21 protein-coding genes are annotated in these 19,692 nt (G+C 70.3%); 14 read left to right on the top strand and 7 right to left on the bottom strand.

Annotation, left to right across the window (positions count from 1 at the left end):
* The 5 genes from VGZ32_RS13710 to VGZ32_RS13690 all read right to left on the bottom strand — a co-directional run.
* Positions 1-506 (bottom strand): helix-turn-helix domain-containing protein (locus VGZ32_RS13710; RefSeq protein ID WP_326886379.1); only part of this gene is annotated, 506 nt, incomplete at its 3' end.
* A gap of 82 nt (positions 507-588) precedes the next feature.
* Entirely contained in the window at positions 589-2,253 is a 1,665-nt protein-coding gene (locus VGZ32_RS13705) for an MFS transporter (protein WP_326886378.1), read from the bottom strand.
* 655 nt (positions 2,254-2,908) lie between these two features.
* Positions 2,909-3,031, bottom strand: a complete 123-nt coding sequence (locus tag VGZ32_RS13700; protein ID WP_326886377.1) for a hypothetical protein — start codon at positions 3,029-3,031, stop codon at positions 2,909-2,911.
* A 211-nt stretch (positions 3,032-3,242) separates the two neighbouring features.
* Positions 3,243-3,911, bottom strand: a complete 669-nt coding sequence (thiE, locus tag VGZ32_RS13695) for a thiamine phosphate synthase (protein ID WP_326886376.1) — start codon at positions 3,909-3,911, stop codon at positions 3,243-3,245.
* A 39-nt stretch (positions 3,912-3,950) separates the two neighbouring features.
* Positions 3,951-4,316 (bottom strand): Rv2175c family DNA-binding protein, encoded by a 366-nt coding sequence (locus tag VGZ32_RS13690; protein WP_326886375.1) that lies wholly within the window; start codon positions 4,314-4,316, stop codon positions 3,951-3,953.
* Positions 4,317-4,423: 107 nt separating this feature from the next.
* Here VGZ32_RS13690 and VGZ32_RS13685 point away from each other — a divergent pair, with 107 nt between their 5' ends.
* The 12 genes from VGZ32_RS13685 to VGZ32_RS13630 all read left to right on the top strand — a co-directional run bounded on the left by VGZ32_RS13685 (position 4,424) and on the right by VGZ32_RS13630 (position 17,348).
* On the top strand, positions 4,424-4,939 hold the full coding sequence (locus VGZ32_RS13685) for a hypothetical protein (RefSeq protein ID WP_326886374.1): 516 nt from the start codon (positions 4,424-4,426) through the stop codon (positions 4,937-4,939).
* 227 nt (positions 4,940-5,166) lie between these two features.
* Positions 5,167-6,357 (top strand): glycine oxidase ThiO, encoded by a 1,191-nt coding sequence (thiO, locus tag VGZ32_RS13680; RefSeq protein WP_326886373.1) that lies wholly within the window; start codon positions 5,167-5,169, stop codon positions 6,355-6,357.
* Entirely contained in the window at positions 6,354-6,575 is a 222-nt protein-coding gene (thiS, locus tag VGZ32_RS13675; protein WP_326886372.1) for a sulfur carrier protein ThiS, read from the top strand. The genes thiO and thiS overlap by 4 nt, the downstream gene beginning before the upstream one ends.
* A 7-nt stretch (positions 6,576-6,582) precedes the next feature.
* A complete protein-coding gene (locus tag VGZ32_RS13670; RefSeq protein WP_414642539.1) occupies positions 6,583-7,476 on the top strand; it encodes a thiazole synthase in 894 nt (297 codons plus the stop codon).
* Between the two features lie 156 nt (positions 7,477-7,632).
* Positions 7,633-9,516, top strand: a complete 1,884-nt coding sequence (gene pknB / locus VGZ32_RS13665; RefSeq protein WP_326886370.1) for a Stk1 family PASTA domain-containing Ser/Thr kinase — start codon at positions 7,633-7,635, stop codon at positions 9,514-9,516.
* Between the two features lie 273 nt (positions 9,517-9,789).
* Complete coding sequence (locus VGZ32_RS13660) at positions 9,790-10,389, top strand: N-acetyltransferase (RefSeq protein ID WP_326886369.1); 600 nt, start codon at positions 9,790-9,792, stop codon at positions 10,387-10,389.
* A gap of 170 nt (positions 10,390-10,559) precedes the next feature.
* Positions 10,560-11,321 carry an SCO2525 family SAM-dependent methyltransferase gene (locus tag VGZ32_RS13655; RefSeq protein ID WP_326886368.1) on the top strand — a complete coding sequence of 254 codons (762 nt, stop codon included), beginning with the start codon at positions 10,560-10,562 and terminating at the stop codon, positions 11,319-11,321.
* A 69-nt stretch (positions 11,322-11,390) separates the two neighbouring features.
* A complete protein-coding gene (locus VGZ32_RS13650) occupies positions 11,391-13,268 on the top strand; it encodes an SCO2524 family protein (RefSeq protein ID WP_326886367.1) in 1,878 nt (625 codons plus the stop codon).
* Between the two features lie 4 nt (positions 13,269-13,272).
* Positions 13,273-14,211, top strand: coding sequence for an SCO2523 family variant P-loop protein (locus VGZ32_RS13645; protein ID WP_326886366.1), 939 nt, complete (start codon positions 13,273-13,275; stop codon positions 14,209-14,211).
* Positions 14,212-14,218: 7 nt separating this feature from the next.
* A complete protein-coding gene (locus VGZ32_RS13640) occupies positions 14,219-15,169 on the top strand; it encodes an SCO2522 family protein (RefSeq protein WP_326886365.1) in 951 nt (316 codons plus the stop codon).
* A 1-nt stretch (position 15,170) separates the two neighbouring features.
* Positions 15,171-16,244 carry an SCO2521 family protein gene (locus tag VGZ32_RS13635; RefSeq protein WP_326886364.1) on the top strand — a complete coding sequence of 358 codons (1,074 nt, stop codon included), beginning with the start codon at positions 15,171-15,173 and terminating at the stop codon, positions 16,242-16,244.
* A 126-nt stretch (positions 16,245-16,370) separates the two neighbouring features.
* Positions 16,371-17,348 carry a hypothetical protein gene (locus VGZ32_RS13630; protein ID WP_326886363.1) on the top strand — a complete coding sequence of 326 codons (978 nt, stop codon included), beginning with the start codon at positions 16,371-16,373 and terminating at the stop codon, positions 17,346-17,348.
* 36 nt (positions 17,349-17,384) lie between these two features.
* Here VGZ32_RS13630 and VGZ32_RS13625 read toward each other — a convergent pair whose 3' ends face one another.
* On the bottom strand, positions 17,385-17,615 hold the full coding sequence (locus VGZ32_RS13625) for a hypothetical protein (RefSeq protein WP_326886362.1): 231 nt from the start codon (positions 17,613-17,615) through the stop codon (positions 17,385-17,387).
* Between the two features lie 271 nt (positions 17,616-17,886).
* On the opposite strand from VGZ32_RS13625, the gene VGZ32_RS13620 reads away from it, so the two are divergent.
* Entirely contained in the window at positions 17,887-18,441 is a 555-nt protein-coding gene (locus VGZ32_RS13620) for a DUF4230 domain-containing protein (RefSeq protein WP_326886361.1), read from the top strand.
* Positions 18,442-18,456: 15 nt separating this feature from the next.
* Here the strand turns inward: VGZ32_RS13620 and VGZ32_RS13615 are convergent, their stop codons facing one another.
* The gene (locus VGZ32_RS13615) at positions 18,457-19,101 is read right to left on the bottom strand and encodes a sulfite oxidase-like oxidoreductase (protein WP_414642538.1); all 645 of its coding nucleotides are present in this window, start codon (positions 19,099-19,101) and stop codon (positions 18,457-18,459) included.
* A 376-nt stretch (positions 19,102-19,477) separates the two neighbouring features.
* Between VGZ32_RS13615 and VGZ32_RS13610 the strand changes: the two genes are divergently transcribed.
* Positions 19,478-19,684, top strand: a complete 207-nt coding sequence (locus VGZ32_RS13610) for a (2Fe-2S)-binding protein (RefSeq protein WP_326886359.1) — start codon at positions 19,478-19,480, stop codon at positions 19,682-19,684.
* Positions 19,685-19,692 lie beyond the last annotated feature (8 nt).

Below are 19,692 nucleotides of genomic sequence, written 5' to 3'. Positions count from 1 at the left end.
CGCCGCGACACGTTCGAGTTGCTCAGCGTCAGCTGGGCCAGGACGTTGTACGCCGGGCCGGTGCACTCGTCCTGCAGGTGAATGCGCATCAGCTCCAGCAAGAAGATCAAGTCCTCGCGTACCGACTCGCCTGGCGGCGCGTCCGGCATGTCCGGGTGCAGCCGCCGCCCGATCGCGGCGATGACGAGCGCCTCCTTGTTCGGCCACCGCCGGTAGATGGTCGCCTTCCCCACCCCGGCCGCGGTGGCGATCATCTCCATGGACAGGCTGTCGTAGGTCGCCCCCTCGCCGAACAGCGTCAGCACCGCGTCGAGGATCGCCTCCTCGGCCTTGTCGCTGCGCGGACGGCCCGGCCGCCGCACCACCTTCGCCTCCGGCGAGTGGCGCCGCTGAGCCTGCATCAGCTGCTGCTCAGCCGGTGATGCGGACTGCGCGGGCGGCTGCTTCCGGAGCGGCCGTGCGCGCTGCGCGCCCGGACCGGGTTGCGGCTCCTGAATCGTCGTCATCCTTCCGATCTCGTCCTCGGGGCAGGGGCCCGATCGGATCGGGTCACTGCCGACGGCTGCCCTGGGTTACCCCGCGGCGCGTCTATGCGGTCACGCTCTCGGCCGCCGCCGACGCTCCGGCCGGAACGCCGCCGGTCGGCATCGCCGACTTGCGCGGCATCCAGGCGAGCACGACGGCCGCGGCGATCACCATGATCCCGGCCGCGACAAGGGTCGTGATGTGCATCGCGTGAACGAAGGCGTCGTTCGCCGGTGCCAGCAGGGTCACCACTTTCGGGTGCGCCGCTGCCGACTGTCCCACAAACGTCTGCGTCGCCTGAATCGAGCCGCTGACGGTGTGCGCGGTGCCGGAGGGGAGCCCCAACCCTTGCAGCAATGGCTGGACCCGTCCCCGGTACGCCGAGGTCAGCAACGTGCCGAGGACCGCGACGCCGAGCGCGCCGCCGACCTGCCGCACGGTGTTGTTGACCGAGGAGCCGACGCCCGCCCGCTCCCGCGGTAGCGCGGCCATCACAGTGGTCGTCGCGGGTGGCATGACGTTCGCCATCGCGATGCCCTGCACGCTCGCGATCACGCCGTACAGCCACATCGGCGAGTTCACCTCGATCAGCTGGAACATCGCGAACGCCACACCGACCATCAGCAGGCCGAACGCCGACACCGCCCGCGCGCCGAACCGCCGGACCATGTTCGCGGACAGCGGCGAGAAGATCAGCTGTGTGATGGCGAAGGGCAGCGACCACAGGCCCGCGCGCAGCGGCGTGTACCCGCGCACCGACTGGAGGTAGAAGGAGAAGAAGAACAGCCCGCCCATCAGCGCGAAGAAGGACAGCGTGACGGACAGGACCGCCGCCGAGAACATCCGGTTATTGAACAACCGCACGTCCAGCGCGGGATGGTCGCTGTTGCGCTCCCAGACCACGAACAGCGCCATGAGCGCGACGCCCAGCACGATCGGGCCCCACACGGTCACGCTGCCCCAATCACCGCTGTCGCCGCCGTGGATGACGCCGTAGACGAAGACCACCAGGCCCGCCATCGAGGCCAGCACGCCGATCGGGTCCTGCTTACCCGGGTTCGGGTTGCGCGACTCCGGCACCATGAACGCCATCGCGACCAGGGCGATGATGATGATCGGGACGTTGATCAGGAAGACCGAGCCCCACCAGAAGTTGACCAGCAGCGCGCCGCCGACGATCGGGCCGATGGCGACGGCCAGGCCGACCGAGCCGGCCCACACGCCGATGGCCTTGGCCTGCTCGCGCCGCGGGAAGACGTTGGCGATCACGGCCAGCGTGGACGGCATGATCGCGGCGCCGCTGAAGCCCATCGCGGCGCGGGCGGCGATCAGCTCACCCGGACTGCCCGCATATGCGCACAGCAGCGACGACAAGCCGAACAGCACCATGCCGAGCATGAGTATCCGCTTGCGGCCGCGCCGGTCGGACAGGATCCCCCAGGTGAACAGCAGCCCGGCGAAGATCAGGGTGTAGGAGTTGACAGCCCACTCGAGGTCGGACTGGCTCGCGCCGAGACCGACCGGCTTGGGTTGCGAGATGGTCTTGAGCGCGACGTTGAGCACCGTGTTGTCGAGGACGACCACGAGCAGTGCGAAGACCAGCACGGCGAGGATCGGCCACCGGTTCGGGTGCCCGGTGTCGGCCGGCCCACCGGGCGGTGGACCCGCTTGTGCCTGTCCACCCTGCGTGCCGTGTGGGTCCTGAGGGTCGTGCGAAGCCTGCGTCATGTGGGACCCCTCCCCGCTCCGGCTCCCGGCGATCCGGGACGGTTCCGTTTCGTAATTTCGCTGCGGGCCAGCGTAGCCCGATCCATTGCGAGACACAACCGTTCCGTTTTACGGATTGTTTGATCTGCAATTGCTCCCCGGTGATGCCGAGCGTTGATAGGGTCGCTCGCATTGTGAGCGAGGCGCGCAGGAGGCATCCCGACCCACGCCGCGGTCATCCCCAGGCTCAGCCCTCTGAACCGCTGTGGGGCCGCGGCCACGATGCCATCGACCTGCGGGAAGCCGTCAAATTCCGGCGCAGCCTGGATGCTCAGGGCTCGGCCGATCTGATCCCCATGGCCGGCCCGGACGCCGCCGCGGATCAGGGGCCTGCAATCAAGGCGGTCTGGGAGCCGATGGCGCCGGAAGCGTCCGCGGAAGGCCACCGCCGACGGGCGCAGGACAGCCGCGCACACTCCCGGCGCGCACCACGCCGCGGCACGGGCAGGCGGCGCACCTTGATTTTCGGCAGCGCAGCGGCCGTGGTCCTCGTAGGAGCGGCGGTCGCCGATCTGAACGACGGCAGCACCACGCCGCTGAAGGGCGCGGCAACCACCGTCCTGCCGATGGTCTCGGACTCGTCCAGCCCGGCGCGGGCTCAGGGCGGAGATCTGGGTCAGCCCACGGACGCCTCGTCTCCCCACGCGTCGCGCACGCCAAGCCACTCGCCGAGCCCGTCGCACACCGCCTCGCCCTCGACCCGGCCGACGCCGACAGGCCCTGGCAGTGCGTCCGCCACGCCGACGGCGACTCAAAGCTCTCCCAGGGCCAGTTCCAGTCCCAGCTGCTGGCTGATCTTCTGCGGCTGAGCTCGCTTGGTTTTACCTGACCTGACTCACGATCATGGAGTGCAGATCGGCTCACCTTGCTGGCCCGGGGATTTGCCGATGGCCGTGCGCTGATTTGCGCACCAATCGGAGCTCGTTGCGATGGTGGCGCACGTACCGCGATCAGGGTGAGCGGAGCAGCGCCGCCAGGGCCGACGCGGCGGCGGCCGGATCCGCCGCTTCAGTGATGGCGCGCACCACGACGATCCGGCGTGCTCCCGCCGTCAGCGCCGCCCCGACGGTTTCCAGGTCGATCCCGCCGATCGCGAACCAGGGCACCGAACCCGGATCGTCCGGCGGCGCCGCCTTCGCTGCGTACTCGACCAAGCCGAGGCCGGGTGCCGGCCGCCCCGGCTTGGTCGGCGTGGGCCAGCACGGTCCGACGCAGAAGTAGCCGGTCTCCGGGTCCGCCAACGCCGCGTCGACTTGCGCCGGGTCGTGGGTGGAGCGGCCGAGCAGCGGCTCAGGACCGAGAATGCGCCGGGCCGCCGCGGTCGGCAGGTCGTCCTGGCCGAGGTGCAGCACCGGCGCCCCGGCGGCGAATGCGATGTCGGCCCGGTCGTTGACGGCGAGCAGCTTTCCGTGGCGGGCGCAGGCGCGCGCGAGGACCTCGAGGTGCTCGAGCTCCCGTCGCGCTTCCAAGCCCTTCTGCCGCAGCTGGACGATGTCGACGCCGGCGCCGAGCACCGCGTCCAGGAACTCCGGCAGATCGCCGCGCTGCTCGCGGGCGTCAGTGCACAGGTAGAGCCGCGCGGCGCGCACCGCCACGCGCGCGTCAGATTCAGGCGTCATGGGATATGGAGGCTCAGATCTATGGAATCTCGCGGACGCTCAGAAGCCGAGCGCGTGCGCCCGGCGCCGCACTTCGGTCCCCCGGTTGCCGGCCAGCGCCTCGACGGGGGTGCCGGGCAACGACTCGTCCGGAGTGAACAGCCACCGCACCGCCTCTTCGGCGGAGAAGTGGTTATCGGCCAGAAGGGTGAGCGTACCGGGCAGGCCCTTGAGGATCTGGGAACCGTCGAGGAATGCGGCGGGTACCGCGAGCGCATTGCCCTCGCCGCGGTGCACGGCCGCCAGTTGATGGTCCTTGAGCAGCTGTCTGGCCCGATTCACCGGCAGGTCGAGGCGTTTGGCGACTTCCGGGAGGGTGAGCCAGGCCGGGACGAGAGCGTCGATCTCGGTGGAGATGGATGTCACGAACCCAGAGTGCCACGACGCCGCGCGCAAGCCCAACGCGAATACGCCGCGAAAACGGGGAGAGATGTTTACCGCAAGCTCGGCAAAAACCTCTAGGGTGTCCGGCTATGGAGAACACAACCACACCGGAGAACGGGGATACCGAGACCGAGGTCGTCTCGTCCCCCGTCGCGCAGCCCGAGCTCATTGAGGAGCACGAGGAACTGCTCGAAATCGAAGACGACGACGAGTCCGGCGACGAGGCCGGCTCCGGCCTGATCGCCGGGGCGTTCGGCTTCACGTCCCTGGCGCTCGCGCTGGTCTCGCTGACCGGCGGCTGGCTGGCGAACGTGTACCAGCAGCGGCGCACTCTCGAGCTGACGAAGACGCAGATCTCCAGCCTTAAGCAGGAGTACGACGTCTACTCGAGCCAGTGGCACACGCAGGGCCTGTTCGCGCTCATCTTCGGCCTCGTCGCGCTGCTCATCGGCGCCGGCGTGCTGACCGCGCCGAGCCTGCTGCTCAGCGGCAAGAGCCCGACCTGGGCGCGGGCGGCGGCGCTGGGCGGCGTCTTCGTCGGCTTCGTCGGCCTGCTGCTCGGTGTGCTGATGTGGTTCGACGTGATCGGCGGCCAGATCTCCTGAGCCCCCGATGCGACCGGGCGCGCGGCGGGGCGGCACCGTCCCGCCTTGCGCGCCCCGAACGGCCCAGTGTCCGGCGGTACAGCCGCCGGTAGACTGGGCGGCGGCAAACAGCACGGGAGCCCGCCGCGGCGGGCTGAGAGGGGGGCGCGACCGGCCCCCGACCGTTTGAACCTGGCCAGCGCGGCCAGTGCCTTAGGGCGTGGCACGCGCGGTGGAGGGAGCGGATCATGCAGGCGACGAAGATCCCGCACACGCGGCCGGATTCGTCCTTCGACACGGTCGTGGTGGGCGCCGGGCTGATCGGCCTGGCCGTCGCCTGGCGCGCGGCGACTCGAGGTCTGCGGGTCGCGCTGGCCGATCCCGAACCTGGCTCCGGCGCCTCACACGTGGCCGCGGGGATGCTCGCACCGGTCACCGAGGCCCACTACGGCGAAGAGGCGCTGCTGCGGCTTAACCTCGCCTCCGCCGCCAGATACCCGGCGTTCGCCGCGGAACTCGAGGAAGCCGCGGGCACCACGTCCGGATACAGCGAGCGCGGCACGCTCGCCGTCGCTTTCGACGCGGACGACCGCGCGGTCCTCGCCGACCTCGCCGCCTTTCACCGCACGCTCGGACTCGATTCGGAGCCGGTGAGCGCCCGCGAGTGCAGACGGCTCGAACCGCTGCTCTCCCCCGACGTCCAGGCGGGTTTGCGTGTCTCCGGCGACCACCAGGTCGACAACCGCCAACTGATCGCCGCGTTGCTCTCAGCGGTCGGCCAGCGCCGCGTGCCGCTGTACCGCGAACGGGTCGCCGAGCTGCTGGTCGAGCACGACGCGGTGGCTGGCGTGCGGCTTAGCGGCGGCGAGACGGTGCGCGCTGACCGCGTGGTGATCGCAGCCGGTTGCCACTCGACCTCGATCCCAGGGGTGCCACCCGGCCTGCTGCCGCCGATCCGGCCGGTCAAGGGCCAGATCCTGCGGCTGTCCGTGCCCTCGGACGCCGTGCCGTTCCTCAACAGCGCAGTGCGCGGCCTCGTGCGCGGCCGCCAGGTTTACCTCGTGCCGCGCGATCACGGGGAGCTCGTCGTCGGCGCCACGGTCGAAGAGCTCGGCTACGACACCCGGGTGACGGCGGGCGGCGTGTACGAACTGCTGCGGGCCGCGCACGCATTGGTGCCCGGGATCACCGAGCTGCCGCTGGCCGAGGTACGCGCCGGGCTGCGGCCGGGGTCGCCGGACAACGCCCCGGTCATCGGGCCGACGGCGCTGCCGGGCCTGATCGCCGCGACCGGGCACTTCCGCAACGGAGTCCTGCTGACCCCGGTGACCGCGGATGCGATCGCCGAACTGTTGGCCACCGGGGAGCTGCCGGCTGAGGCTCGCGGCTTCGAACCGGCCCGGTTCGCAGCGGCAGCCCCGAGTGCGGCGGCGCGGTGAGTACCGCAGACATCGGCATCAGCGTCACTGTCAACGGGCGCAGCGAAACGTACCCGGCCGGGGCGACGGTCGCGGCAGTGGTGGCGCAGGTCTGCCGCTCAGCAAACGGCGTCGCGGTCGCGGTCGGGGATGCGGTGGTGCCCCGCACCGCGTGGGACGGCTGGACGCTGCGCGACGGCGACGAGGTCGAGATTCTGACCGCCGTTCAGGGCGGGTGACGGGAGGATGACACCGGTGGACACGGCAACCGCGGTGACCACGGCCTCAGGCGACGCAGCTTCAGAAACGGACACAGCATCAGAATCGGGTGCTGTGTCAGGAACGAGCACTGTGCCAGAAACGAACCGGGAAGACGCACTCGAACTAGGCGGTCGCACGTTCGGTTCCCGGCTCATCATGGGCACCGGCGGCGCGCCGAGCCTGACCGCGCTCGAGGCCGCACTCACCGCTTCGGGCACCGAGCTGACCACGGTCGCCCTGCGCCGCGTCGCTCCTGGCACGGCGGGCTCGATCCTGGATCTGCTCGCCGCGCTGAAAATCGAGGTGCTGCCGAACACCGCCGGATGCCACACCGCGGCCGAAGCGGTGCGCACCGCCCGCATGGGCCGCGAGGCGCTCGGCACCTCCTGGGTGAAGCTCGAAGTGGTCGCCGACGAGGACACGCTGCTGCCCGACCCGCTGGCCCTGGTCGAGGCCGCCGAAATCCTCGTCGCCGACGGATTCACCGTGCTGCCCTACACCAACGACGACCCGATCCTGGCCCGGCGGCTCGAGCAGACCGGGTGCGCCGCCGTGATGCCGCTCGGCTCGCCGATCGGCTCGGGCCTCGGCATCCGCAACCCGCACAACATCGCGCTGATCGTCGACTCGGTGCGGGTACCTGTGGTGCTGGACGCCGGTATAGGCACCGCCTCGGATGCTGCGCAGGCGATGGAGCTGGGCTGTTCGGCCGTGCTGCTCGCGTCCTCGGTCACCCGGGCGCAGGATCCGGCGCGGATGGCGCTGGCGATGCGGCACGCGGTCGCGGCGGGGCGGTTGGCGCTGCAGGCCGGCCGTATCCCCCGGCGTTATCACGCGCGCGCCTCGTCGCCCGGCATCGCCGAAACCCCGGCTTTCTGACCCGGCTTCTCAGCGCGGCGCGTTTCCGCATTCCGCCCTTTGGTGCGGTTCACCGGCCCGCCGTGACCTGGACATCTAGACGGAACCGTCAATATCGCGTCAATCTGTCGCGTTTCTGAGACCTGTGCGTCAGAACCACCGCCTACACTCCCAAACGTGGAAGCTGGTACGGGGCGATACACGGCGCTCCTCGACAGCGCGCTGATCGGGCGATTGCTCGACGGCCGGTACGCCGTTCAATCGCGCCTTGCCCAGGGCGGCATGGCGTCCGTTTACCAGGCCTTCGACAACCGGCTCGACCGCCTCGTCGCGCTGAAGGTGATAGACCCCGAGCTGGCGCGCCACCCGGCCTACGTGGAGCGATTCATCCGCGAGGCGAAGGCTGCCGCCAAACTCAGCCACCCGAACATCGTCGCCGTGTACGACCAGTCGGCGCTGCCCGGCGCCCCCGGCCAGCCGCCACTCGCCTACCTGGCGATGGAGCTCGTACCCGGCCTGACGCTGCGCCAACTGCTCGGCCGGCGTGGGCGGCTGAGCCCCCGTGAAGCGCTGGAGATCATCGACGCGATGCTGAGCGGGCTCGCCGCCGCCCACCGCGCCGGGATCGTGCACCGCGACGTCAAACCGGAGAACGTGCTGCTGAGCGAGGAGGCCCTGCGTCACCAGCGCTCGTATTCGGCGGCGGTCAAAGTCACCGACTTCGGCCTCGCCCGCACCGCCCCCGGGCAGAACGGCAACACCCTGTCGTCGTCCTTTGACGGGCTGCGCATAGCCGCGGCTGGCGGCCAGAACGGTGCCCAGGCTCAGCGCGGCGGCCTGATCGGCACGGTCTCCTACCTCGCGCCGGAACTGGTGCAGCACGGCACCTGCGACGCCCGCTCGGACGTCTACTCGGCCGGAATCGTCCTGTTCGAGCTGCTGACCGGCCGCAAGCCGTTCACCGGCGGCACCCCGCTGGACATCGCGCGGCGGCACGTGACCGACCGGGTGCCGCCGCCCTCGCTGCTGCGGCCGGGCCTGGACCCGGCCCTCGACGCGCTGGTCGCCGCCGTCTGCGCCAAGGACCCGCGCGACCGCCCGGCCGACGCCGCAGCGTTCCGCGCGCAGCTTCGCGCTGTGTACGCCAACCTGCCCGACACCGCGCTCGACTTCGGCTCGCCCGGCGGCACCGAACCCACCGTGCCGACCGTCCCGATGGCAGCCGGCATCCCGGACCGCACAAGAGTCGACACCTCGGCGACGGCGGAGCAGCCGCAGGTGCGAACCAACCGCGGCGTCAACCAGACCGGGCCGGTCGGGCAGTCGGCGCAGATAAGGCCCCGCACCTCGCCGCGCCAGCCGTACCGGGTCCAGACCGCGGACCGCCGGCGCATCAGGGGCCTGGTCATCTTCATCATCGTGGTCCTGCTGGCCGCGGCGGTCGGCGTCGGGGCGTACCTTTACGGCCAGCTCGCCTTCCAGAGCACGCCGAACCTGCGCGGCCTGACCCAGTCGCAGGCCACCGCGACGCTGACCCGCGACGGCCTCAAGTCCTCGCTCACCTCGGCGTTCGACGACACCGTGCCCTCCGGCGAGGTGGTCTCCAGCGACCCGAACCCGGGCACCCCGGTCAAGAACGGCAGCACCGTCACCCTGGTCATCTCAAAGGGCACCCAGAACGTGCCGATCCCGGACGTCGCCGGGCAGAGCCAGGGCGACGCGACCGACCAGCTCAAGGCCGCCGGGTTCCAGGTCGACGTCGCCGCGGACCAGGTCTCCTCCGACAACGTCCCCGCCGGATCAGTGGTCTCCTACACCCCGACCGGCAGCGCGAAGCACGGCGCCACGATCACCCTGACCGTCTCCAACGGCCCGCGGCAGGTGCTGCTGCCCGACGTCACCGGCGACAACGTCGACGACGCCACCGCCCAGCTGCAGGCGCTGGGCTTCAAGGTGGTCACCCATCGCTTCCTGCCGATCGTGAACTCCGTCGGCTCGCAGAGCCCTTCCGGCAACACCCAGCAGCCCTTCGGCAGCACCGTCACACTGAACATCTTCTGACTCGCGCAGCCACCCCGAGCTGGCCGATCGCCCCGGCGCGCGGTGTCTTCCAGCGCGCTCCCTGCGTCGCACACGACCTCATTCGCGCACACGTATCGGGGCAATCCCCCGTGACAGCGCCGGATCTGGACTCTAATTTAGAGGTCTACGAAAGAAACCGTTAACCGTGGGACAGGTCGGCGCGCGATGCCGTCTCGGGGCGGCGCGATGTGGAGCCAGGCGCGGATCCGACCGAGTGGGGGGTTTGCGGACCGACCGGGGAGGCGCAGCAGCGTGCGCGATACGAAACGTGGGCACGAGGAGAGCTCAGGCGGCGGAATCACGGCCGACCGGGGAGGGCGGGACGCCGCGCTGCGGTCTCCCGCCGGGGCCGTCGTGCTGATCCGCCCCGCCGAGGAATCCGACCTCGAAAACCTGCACCGAGTCGACCGCCTGGTCTTCGGCCGCCTCGCCTACCCCTTCTTCGCCCTCAGACAGCTGATGGACCTGCACGCCCGACACTGCCTGGTCGCCGACGACGGCGAGCAGCTCGTCGGCTACTGCCTCGGCGCGCTCGCCGCCCGCCCCCGCACCGGCTGGCTGCTGGGCCTGGCCGTCCTGCCGAGCGCGCGGGAAGCCGGGCACGGCCGCCACCTGGTCCACGAGACCGTCCGCCGGATCGCCGCCGACGGCGCCCGCGAGGTGCGCCTGGCCGTCGAGCCGGAGAACAGCGCCGCGATCCACCTGTACGAGACCCTCGGCTTCCGCATCAGCGGCTTCCACCCCGACTACTTCGGCCCCGGCGTGGACCGGCTCATGATGACCGCCGACCCCGGACGCCTCGACACGCCCCCACCGCCGCGCGCGGACCGGTTGGACGCGTGGTGGGGCTGAGGCACACTGATGTGGTGGGGGCGAGGCACTGGCGCGGCGTTGCGCGGCATCATCCGGGCGCGGTCTCTTCAGCGCGGTTCAATAACGACGATTGCGAATCTGGAGTCACCAGGCCCTACCATTGCTGACGCAGCGTCAGTTTGACGATCTTCGAAACCGGGAATGCCCTTATGCCTACCGCAGGACAGTCCTCGGAAGCGACCATTCCGGCCCGCAACGCGCAGTTCCCGTGGGACGACTTCGCCGCCGACGCGTATCACGAGCACAACTACGACAGCCTCCGCGAGGACGACGAGGAGATCCTGAGCCTGGTCTCCTCCTGGTTCACCGACGCGGCGGTCGGCCCCGCTCTGCACGGCCTCGACGTCGGCGCGGGCCCGAACCTCTATCCCGCGCTGGCCATGCTCCCGCATTGCGCGCGCATCACCCTGCGGGAGTATTCGGCGTCGAACGTGCAGTGGCTGCGCGGCGCCACGGCGGCCCTGGACGAGCGGTGGCGGCCGTTCTGGCAGGTTGTGTCGCCCGACGACGGCCGCGGCGGCTTCGAGTCCGCCCGCGCCGAGCTGGCCCGCTCCGCGCAGGTCGAGCAGGGCAGCGTGTTCGACCTTCCGGAAGCCGGCTGGGACCTGGGCACGATGTTCTTCGTGGCCGAATCCATCTCGCAGGACCCCGCCGAGTTCGAGGCGGCCACCGGCGCGTTCGTGCGGGCCCTGCGACCCGGCTCGCCGTTCGCCGCGGCTTTCATGGAGAGGTCGCAGGGGTACGAGGTCGGTGGGATCGCTTTCCCGGCCACTTCGGTCGGCGAATCCGAGATCAGCGGCTGCCTCGAGCAGGTGGCCACCGATCTCAAGGTGCAGAGGGTCCAGGTGCGCCCGGCCCCCCTGCGCCCGGGCTACACCGGGTACGTGGTGGCGATAGGGCGGGCGAAGTAGACGGACGCTGCGCCGCGGGGCGGGAGGCCGCCTCCGGAGCGCGTGCGCGGGACGGGAGGCACGGAAGACATGGCGCGGACGGAAAACCTCCAGCCACGGCGACAGCTGCTGGACATCTGGCGGGCAACCGCTGCCTATAGCTACGCGGGCAAGAGGTGGCAATGGGGCGGTTTGCTCGAGGCCAACTCAATCAGCGACGCGGAGCAGTTGCTGACCGTGCTGCTGCCGGCGACCTCGCTGGGCGAGCTGAGTCTGGAGGAGCCGGACGACACCGCCGAGGACATCATCCAGGCGCTCGGCCCCTACTTCGGCGACAGCGTGAACATCCCGCGGGCACTAGCCCAAGGCCTGGATGAATACCTCGATCGGTACACCGGACCGGACGGAGCACCGACCTTCGCCGGCGGCAGCTACTTCCACCCCCTCGACCCCGAGGCCGAGCTGACCTCAGATCAGCTCAACCTGGACGTGGTCGTCTCGCACGCCACCTCGGTCACCCTGTGTCTGGCCGCGCTCGGCTTCCTCGACGTCTACTCCAACGCTCCGACCACCCGCGGCGCCTGGCGCGGCAAGGTGATGGACATCAGGGAACGCACCAGCACCCGGCTGACCGCGGCCCTGGCCGGCCTGCTGCGCGGCTTCACGATGAACCCGCTGACCACGGACTCCGCGGAGGGCATGAACCTGATCGGCATGCTCAACCGGGACGGGCTGCCGGTCCGCAAGGTGGCGGAGCTGTTCAACGACCGCATGGACCTGGTGCGCGGCCGTCTGTCCGAGGCGCGCATGGGCGTCGCCCGCGCGGACGAGCTGGACAATCCCAACGTCCTGTTCGAGGTCGGCTGGACCTGGGGCATCGCCGAGGACGCGCCGCCGATCGAATTCGACGACGAGGGCGCCACCGCGGCGGTCGGCCCGCAGCGCGACGGCGTGGCGCTGTCCGCCCCCTACCTGTACTTCACCACGATCGCGCTCGACGCCATCGAACAGCTCACCAGCGACCGCACGCGCGTCCTGGGCCTGCTCAACCCGCAGCAGGAGCGGCTGGCCACCGGCCTCGGCGTGCGGCGGGACCTGACCCAGCGGTACTGGTCCCGGCTGGCCCGGTTCGGCTCCGGTTCCACCGGAAACTGGCCGGTCGAAGACATGCCCTGGCGCACCGTGGACGGCACCGAGTCCGACTATTTCAGCCTCCTGGTCTGCGCCGTGGTCACCCAGGACTTCATCCAGCGCACCAACGCCAACGAGGACGAACTGCGCCGCATCGCGCCGCTGCTGGCCGAGCTGGCCAACCGCGCCCGGATCACCCGCCGCCCGGTCCGCGACGACCCGACGCTCCAGCTGCACGTGCCCGGCCTGCTCAACACGCTCGACGGCGCCGACAAGCTCGGCCCCGGGATGGGCTGGCGGATCACCGACTTCGCCCCGCTGCTGCTCAAGCGGGTGGTACAGCTGGCCCAGCTGACCACCGACGCCGAGGTGCGCGACGACCTTCTGGGCCTGGCCGCGCAGATCTGGACGCACCTGAGCAACCGGCGCATCCCGCTCGGCGGCTCCGCGGGGCTGTGGGACGACCCCGGCCGGGTCTTCCCGACCGCCAGCTCCACCCGCAACCTGCCCTCCTGGAACACCACGATCCGCGTCGCCGACGCACTGGTGGCCGCGGCAGAAACGCTGGTACGGCGCCAAACGCGCACCCCGGTGCTGTCCGACATGGCCAAGTCGATGGTCAGCGAGGCCGAATGGCTGCTCAACCAGCAGCTGATGGCCACCCCGTCGATCAACTCGCCGCTGCAGAACTCCCTGCAGGAGCTGCGCGACTCGCTCCAGCGGGCCAAGAACCTGGTCGAGACCCAGCCCTCGGTGTCCATCGCGCTGTGTGTGCACGCGGTCACCCAACTGAACAAGAACGACCTCGCCCGCGGCGACGTGAGCCAGGGGCTGTGACTCGATGATCGTGTTCTCCGTGTCCGACAAAGGCGGCACCGGGCGCTCGGTGACCAGCACCAACGTCGCCTACCGGGCGGCGCTGTCCGGCTACAACACCTGCTACCTCGACTTCGACTTCGGCTCCCCCACCGTCGGCGCCATCTTCGACGTCGAGCACGCGGTGACCGGGGTGCGCGTCGACGGACTGCACGATTACCTGGCCGGGCGCGCCCCGGCCGCGCGGCGCATCGACGTGTGGACCGAGACCAACCGCGAATCGTTCCGCCGCCCGCCCGGTGCCGGCGCGCTGACCCTGCTGCCCGGCAGCCAGGGCGGCGCCGAGTTCTACGAGTCCTTCGACGCCCGGGCCAAGCAGGCCAAGCTCATGGTGGACCGGTGCGTCGACCTGTTCGTCGGGCTCGACGAGGAGTTTGACCTGGCGGTGGTGGACCTGAGCGCCGGCCGCTCGTTCGCCCTCGAACTGGTGCTTCAAGCCACCGCCCGCCCGGTGCTGCACCCGGTGCTCACCCGCTGGCTGGTCTTCCACAAGTGGACCCGGCAGCACGTCATCGCCGCCAACAACCTCGTGCACGGCGACCGTGGCCTGTACAAATCGGCCGAGGCGATCGGCCACACCGAGCAGGCCATGTCGTCCATGATCCGGTTCGTGCGCACCGCGGTGATCAGCCAGGACTCCACCACGGTGGCGCAGCTGCGCCCGTCCCAGCAGTCCTGGCTGGCCGAGGTGGACCGGGAGCTGGAGAAGATGGCCTCGCAGCTGAAGCTCGGCCGGGCGCTGCGGATCGGCTCCATCCCGCTGGACCCGGTGCTCCAGTGGCGCGAGCAGCTGCTGACGAACTGGGACGTGCACACGCTCGAGATCGCGAACCAGGACACCGTGACCGCCTTCGAGGACCTGGCCCGCGTCGTCACCGACCACGCTCCGTGGGAAGGCCTGTGACATTGGTATGGACACCAGCTTCCACGAGGTCGCGGCGCAGCGCCGCACGCAGGACGTGGCCTACTCGCATCTGTCGGTCGAGCTCGACCACCTCTACATGGAGGACTTCCTGCTCGGTCGCGATCACCTGCGCCGCCGCATAGCGCAGATCGCGCCTTGGTACGACACCACGGTCGCCTCGTTCCAGCGGCGGCACGCCACGCTGCGCCCGCGGATCAGCACCTGCTTCCTGGTGGACGACTACTTCAGCGACCTGATCCCCCCGGCCGAGCTGGTCCCGCAGCTACAGGAAGCCGCCGCGGCGGAAGGGGTGCGCATCGACTACCTCGCCAGGGAATCCGGCTGCGCGGCCGCCGAGGGAGTGGAGCTGGCCCAGCTGGTGGCCGGGCGCCTGGTGTCGGTCCCCACGCAGGGCACGAACGGTTCGCGGCCGCCGACCGCGGAGAGCGGCTGGCTCTCCAACGGGCAGCGCTCCCCCAGCGAGCCGGCCGAGGCGCTGCTGCTGCGCGAGTGGCAGCCCCCGGTCGAGGCGGAGGCCCGGCGCCACTCGATCTTCCTCGATATCGAACTCTGGGACGAGAGCGACGGCAAGCGCACCTGGTCCTGCCCGATGCTCGCGGCGGTCTGGCAGCTGCTGCGCCTCGGACTGCTGCGCAATCAGGGCCGCACGGTGATCCAGCCGCGACCGCTGCCGGACGAGCTGCCCGGCGAGTGGGCCGGCATGCCGCCCGTCGTGCAGCTCAACCCCAAGGCGACCCCGTTCCACGGCTACCGCACCCTGTCGCTGCTGGAGGACCGCTTCCTGCCGATCGAGCACGCGGTGCGGGTGATCCTGGGGCAGGTCGCGCAGGACCCCGAGGTGATGAGCCGTGTCGAGGAACGGGCCGAGCAGGAGGGCATGCCGGTGCCGACCGACGTGACCGGGCGCATCGCCTACGTCTTCATGACAGACTTCTAACGTGCGCACCCAGTCCGTCGCGGCCTACCCGGCGCCGACCCGGAGCACCGCCGGGGTCGGCGGCCTGGCGGTCGCGGTCGGCGAGATCCGCACCGGGCTGCTGCGGCACAGCGGTTCGCTGCCCAAAGCGGCCGTCGCCGAGCTGATCGACCTGGTGCCGGGCGAGCCGGTACGCCAGTCCGAGCGGCCGATAGCGCACGCGCTGTCCGCCGACGTGGCCAACGGGGTGGACTGCCTGTTCCCGACCGACACCCGCGCCCGGGTGCGCGCCGTCGGCACCGTGCTGACCCACGCCGCGGTGGTCGGCGGTCGAGTGCTGCAGACCTCGTCGTATACGCGGATCGACCCAGCTGGCGCCCAGCGGCGGCTGCCGTGGTCCCACTACACCGCGCGCCCCGGCCTGCTCGAGACGCTCGGCCGGGCCGACCCGCGCGACCTGTGCTCCGGATACCTGGCACAGGACCAGGCGACCGAGTGCCTCGACCTCGGCTCGATCAGCGAGCGGCTGGCCCGGCGGATGCAGAGCTCGCCGTTGCTGGACGGCCGCCAGCCGCTGCGCTTCCAGTGGACGAGGCTGCGCTGGACGGCGCTGTACGGCGCGGAACCGGGAGCCGGGGGCGGGGAGCCGGCCGCGCAGTTCACCCTGGAGAGCGACACGGTGCGCACCCTCAGCCTGCTGATCCCGCGGCCCGCGGGAGTGCTGGGCGGCGCCTCGCAGAACTCCGACACGCTGCTCGAGGCGATCCTCGAGCTGTGCCGGGATCTGGCGCTGCACGACTGGGTGCTGACCACGGTCACCCGCCGCATCGAGCGCACCGATCTGGGCGCCGGCGACCGGGCGCGCGCGGTCGAGGAACTGCGCCCCGCGATAGACCACCTGTTGCACCTCTGGATGCCGGGCGCCCGCGTCGCGGACGAACTCGCCGCGGTGTGGGAGGGTTTCGAGCGGCGGCCCGGATTCACCCGCCAGTGGGAGGCGGCCGTCGCCCGAGTGCGCGACCAATTGGCCTTGCAGACCTTGCAACTTCTCGCGACGCTGTCAGTGAAGGACGTGGGGTCCACCACCGGGTACTGATACCGGGTGCCGACACAGGAGCGGCAACCCGTCGGCGGCCGGCCCCGCCAACCGATCCGGCGCGATTGTGCGGAGGGGGCCGGCGTGGGGAAAGAAGAGGGTGGCGCGGGACGCATCGTGCGGACTGTGCGCAGAATCCTGATCACCGCGGCGTTCGGGGTGGTCGGCTTCATTCTCGCGCTCAGACCGGGCCACGCGAGCGGTGCCCAAGCGCTCGGCGTCGGGGTCACCGTCGGCGGTGTGGCCCTGGTCGCCGACTTCCTGTTCTGCTTCGAGCTGAGGCTGCGCGCGGTGGAACAATCGTCGCGCGACGCCTTCGAACAGGTCGGCGCGACCCTGGAGCGCGCCGCCGGCCAGATCCGTGCGGACGTGGACCGCCGCTTCGCCCAGCTCACCAACATCCCCGAGGCCTTCGGGCTCCAGCCGATCGACCACGACCGGGCGGCCGAGCTGGTCCGGGTGGTGCAGAACGCGTACGCGTTCGAGCACCGCTCCTCGCCGCTCGCCAACGCCTTCGTGCGGGCCGAGGCGCAGCGGTTCAACCTTCTGCTGCACCAGTTGCGCAGCGGCGAGGGCACCTATGACGGCGAGGACCGCGACTGGCTGCTCACCCTCACCCACAACTGCGCCCGCACCCTCGACGCGACCAGCCTGACCACTACGGACGGCGGCGGACGCACGCGCTACGCAGGCGGCTTCTGGGAAAGCGACCTCGGCCTGCACTATCTGGAGCGGCAGGCCGACGCGATCAAGCGCGGAGTGACCGTGCGCCGCGTCTTCGTCCTCGAGCACAGCCGGGTCACGGAGGACGAGGCGTATCAGCGCATGTGCGACCGACAGCGCAACCTCGGCATCGACATCAGGTACCTGACCCCCGACATGGTCTCGGTGAACCTGCACAACAAGCTCGACGACTTCATCGTGTTCGACAACGAGATCAGCTACGAGTCGGTGCCCTCGCTCGCCCCCGGCGACAGCCGCCCGGTCATCTCCACCACCCACCTCTTACTCAACCGCACGCTGGTGGCCAAGCGGGTGCGCCAGTTCGCCGAGATCTGGGACGCCGCGCTGCCGTGCGGCGATCCCGACAACGATCAGTTCTAGCCCCGGCTGATCAGCCCTCGAAGCTCAGCGCCCGCCTCAGTGACCGTGGCCGCTTCCCATCGCCATCACACTCACCACCGTCGCCCGCTCCGGCCACACGCTGGGAGCGCTCACCCTCGTACCCTTGCGATAGCCGCCGAAGAGCAGCCCGAGCAGGATGATCAGCAGGATCAGCCAGAACAGCGGCCAGAGGCAGCCGAGCGGCCGGGGCCCGGCGGCTTGGCCGTCCCTGCGCCGACGCCTGCGCCACGGTCCCTGAAAGGCCACTGCCGTCCTCCTGTCCGCCCCCTGATGTGGGGGAAAAAGCCGCCGTCCGCGCCGTTCCCCGTTTCCGGCGTGGCCTTGAGAAGATTACCGGCACCGGGCACGGGCAAACCGCTCTCCACTGGGTACCCGGATTGCGCGAGGTCGAACAGGCGAACAGTGGCTCCGGATACCGATGGGAGAGGCGGACACAGTGGGTAGGTGGCGCAAACGTATCGCGGGCGTCGTCGGGGGGATAGTCCTGATACTGGCGGTACTGCTCGTCGGATCGGCCGTGCATCTGTTCCCACAGCTGCGCAACCCGTTCTCCGAGACGACCACCGACCGCAGCGGTCCCGTCGTCCTCAAGTCGATCGTTGAGCTGTCGCGTTACGAGGCGGCCAGCGGCAACTTCCAGGTGGTCGTCGACATCAGCTCCGGCGGGATCCTCCCCAGCTTCCTCGAGGGCAGCGACACCCTGTTCATCGGCATCGGCAACGACAACGCATTCGTGGACTTCTCGAAACTGAAGGGCAGCGCGGTGCAGGTGTCGGCGGACCGGCTGTCCGCCACCCTCACCCTGCCGCACGCGCAACTCGAGTCCGCGACCCTGGATGTGAAGCAGTCCTATGTCTTCGCCCAGCAGCAGGGACTGTTCACCCGGATCAACTCGTTCCTCGGCGGGAACCCCAACAGCCAGCAGGCCGTGTACGAGCTGGCGCAGAAGAAGATCGAGCAGGCAGCGGCGCAGAGCACGATCAAATCGGACGCCGAGCGCAATACCCGCGCCATGCTCATCAGCCTGCTGCAATCGCTCGGCTTCAAGAACGTGACGGTGACGTTCGCCTAGAACCGCGCTGGACCGCTACACCTCTTGGTAGGAGTAGCGCTGCTCCTGCCAGGGATCGGCGACGTTGTGGTATCCGCGCTCCTCCCAGAACCCGCGCCGGTCCTCGGCCAGGTACTCGATGGCGCGGACCCACTTCGGGCCCTTCCATGCGTACAGGTGCGGCACGACGAGGCGCAGCGGGAATCCGTGCTCGGGGCTCAAAGGCTCCCCGTTGCGATGGTCGGCGAGGATCGTCGACTCCTGCCGCAGGTCCTCGATCCGCAAGTTGGCAGAGTACCCATACTCGGCCCAGACCATCGCGTGCGTCGCCTCGGGAGCGGGCGGGGCGAGCTGGAGCACGGTCCTGGCAAGCACGCCGCCCCACGTGTTGTCGAGCATGGTGAACTTGGTGACGCAGTGCAGATCGGCGGTGACCGAGTCGGTGGGCAGCGCTTTGAACGCCTCGTAGTCCCACACGTGCTTTCCGCCGTCGACCGTTGCGCCGTAGACCTGGAAGTCCCAGCGATCCGGCTTGAACCGGGGCACCGGGCCGTAGTGCAGGACCGGCCAGCTGGATTGCGCGCGCTGCCCCGGAGGAATGCGCTCCATGCCATCGACGGAATCACCGTCAGCGCGGCCGCCAGCGCGAGACCCGCGTGCTGGGTTACCCGTCTGACCCATACGCTCTATGGTCGCAGATCCCGAGCAGTGCTCCGAACCACGGCGGTGCCACTGCGGTGCCACTTCGCGCGGCCCTCCAGCACGCGACGACGCGGCCACGCTGCGGTTCCGACCGACCCGACGCCTCTGGCCGCATCAGACCCCGCCGCCACTGACGTTCGAACTCCTCGTGCCACCAGGCGCCCCGTGCCTGCATCCCCGCATGTGCGCCCGCGTCCCCGCTCCCGCACACGCCCGCACACCGCACACTCCCCCGAAGCCGGGCGCCCGCCCACCCCGCTCCGTCTTGGCAGAATCACCAACTCTGGGTTAGCTTAGGTTTACCTAACTCACCTGTTTCAGGTTCCCATCACCCGATACGGAGCTCCAGGCCCCCATGTACGCGTGCGTATGCTTCAGCGTGACCGAGGAAGAGGTCACCGAGGAGATCGCGCGCGGCGCGCACACCGAGGAACAACTCGGCGATCGATGCGGCGCCGGGACCAGCTGTGGCACGTGCGTCGAGCGGCTCGGCTGCCTCATAGCCGCGGCCTTGCAGCCCAATGGCGGCGCTCCCCGCCGCGTCCCCACCCATTCGGCCTAACCCTCCCC

It is taken from the genome of Actinocrinis sp. (assembly GCF_035938995.1).
Classification (GTDB): domain Bacteria; phylum Actinomycetota; class Actinomycetes; order Streptomycetales; family Catenulisporaceae; genus DASZGI01.
The sequence above is the reverse complement of the archived record's forward strand: the minus strand, read 5'-3'. Positions and strand labels throughout refer to the sequence as shown.

What these genes read in the sequence shown, in the direction of transcription:
- VGZ32_RS13705 (WP_326886378.1), bottom strand. Translation starts at nt 2,253, where the DNA reads ATGACGCAGGCTTCGCACGACCCTCAGGACCCACACGGCACGCAGGGT.
- thiE (WP_326886376.1), bottom strand. Translation starts at nt 3,911, where the DNA reads ATGACGCCTGAATCTGACGCGCGCGTGGCGGTGCGCGCCGCGCGGCTC.
- VGZ32_RS13685 (WP_326886374.1), top strand. Translation starts at nt 4,424, where the DNA reads ATGGAGAACACAACCACACCGGAGAACGGGGATACCGAGACCGAGGTC.
- thiO (WP_326886373.1), top strand. Translation starts at nt 5,167, where the DNA reads ATGCAGGCGACGAAGATCCCGCACACGCGGCCGGATTCGTCCTTCGAC.
- VGZ32_RS13670 (WP_414642539.1), top strand. Translation starts at nt 6,583, where the DNA reads ATGACACCGGTGGACACGGCAACCGCGGTGACCACGGCCTCAGGCGAC.
- VGZ32_RS13655 (WP_326886368.1), top strand. Translation starts at nt 10,560, where the DNA reads ATGCCTACCGCAGGACAGTCCTCGGAAGCGACCATTCCGGCCCGCAAC.
- VGZ32_RS13650 (WP_326886367.1), top strand. Translation starts at nt 11,391, where the DNA reads ATGGCGCGGACGGAAAACCTCCAGCCACGGCGACAGCTGCTGGACATC.
- VGZ32_RS13645 (WP_326886366.1), top strand. Translation starts at nt 13,273, where the DNA reads ATGATCGTGTTCTCCGTGTCCGACAAAGGCGGCACCGGGCGCTCGGTG.
- VGZ32_RS13640 (WP_326886365.1), top strand. Translation starts at nt 14,219, where the DNA reads ATGGACACCAGCTTCCACGAGGTCGCGGCGCAGCGCCGCACGCAGGAC.
- VGZ32_RS13615 (WP_414642538.1), bottom strand. Translation starts at nt 19,101, where the DNA reads ATGGGTCAGACGGGTAACCCAGCACGCGGGTCTCGCGCTGGCGGCCGC.
- VGZ32_RS13610 (WP_326886359.1), top strand. Translation starts at nt 19,478, where the DNA reads ATGTACGCGTGCGTATGCTTCAGCGTGACCGAGGAAGAGGTCACCGAG.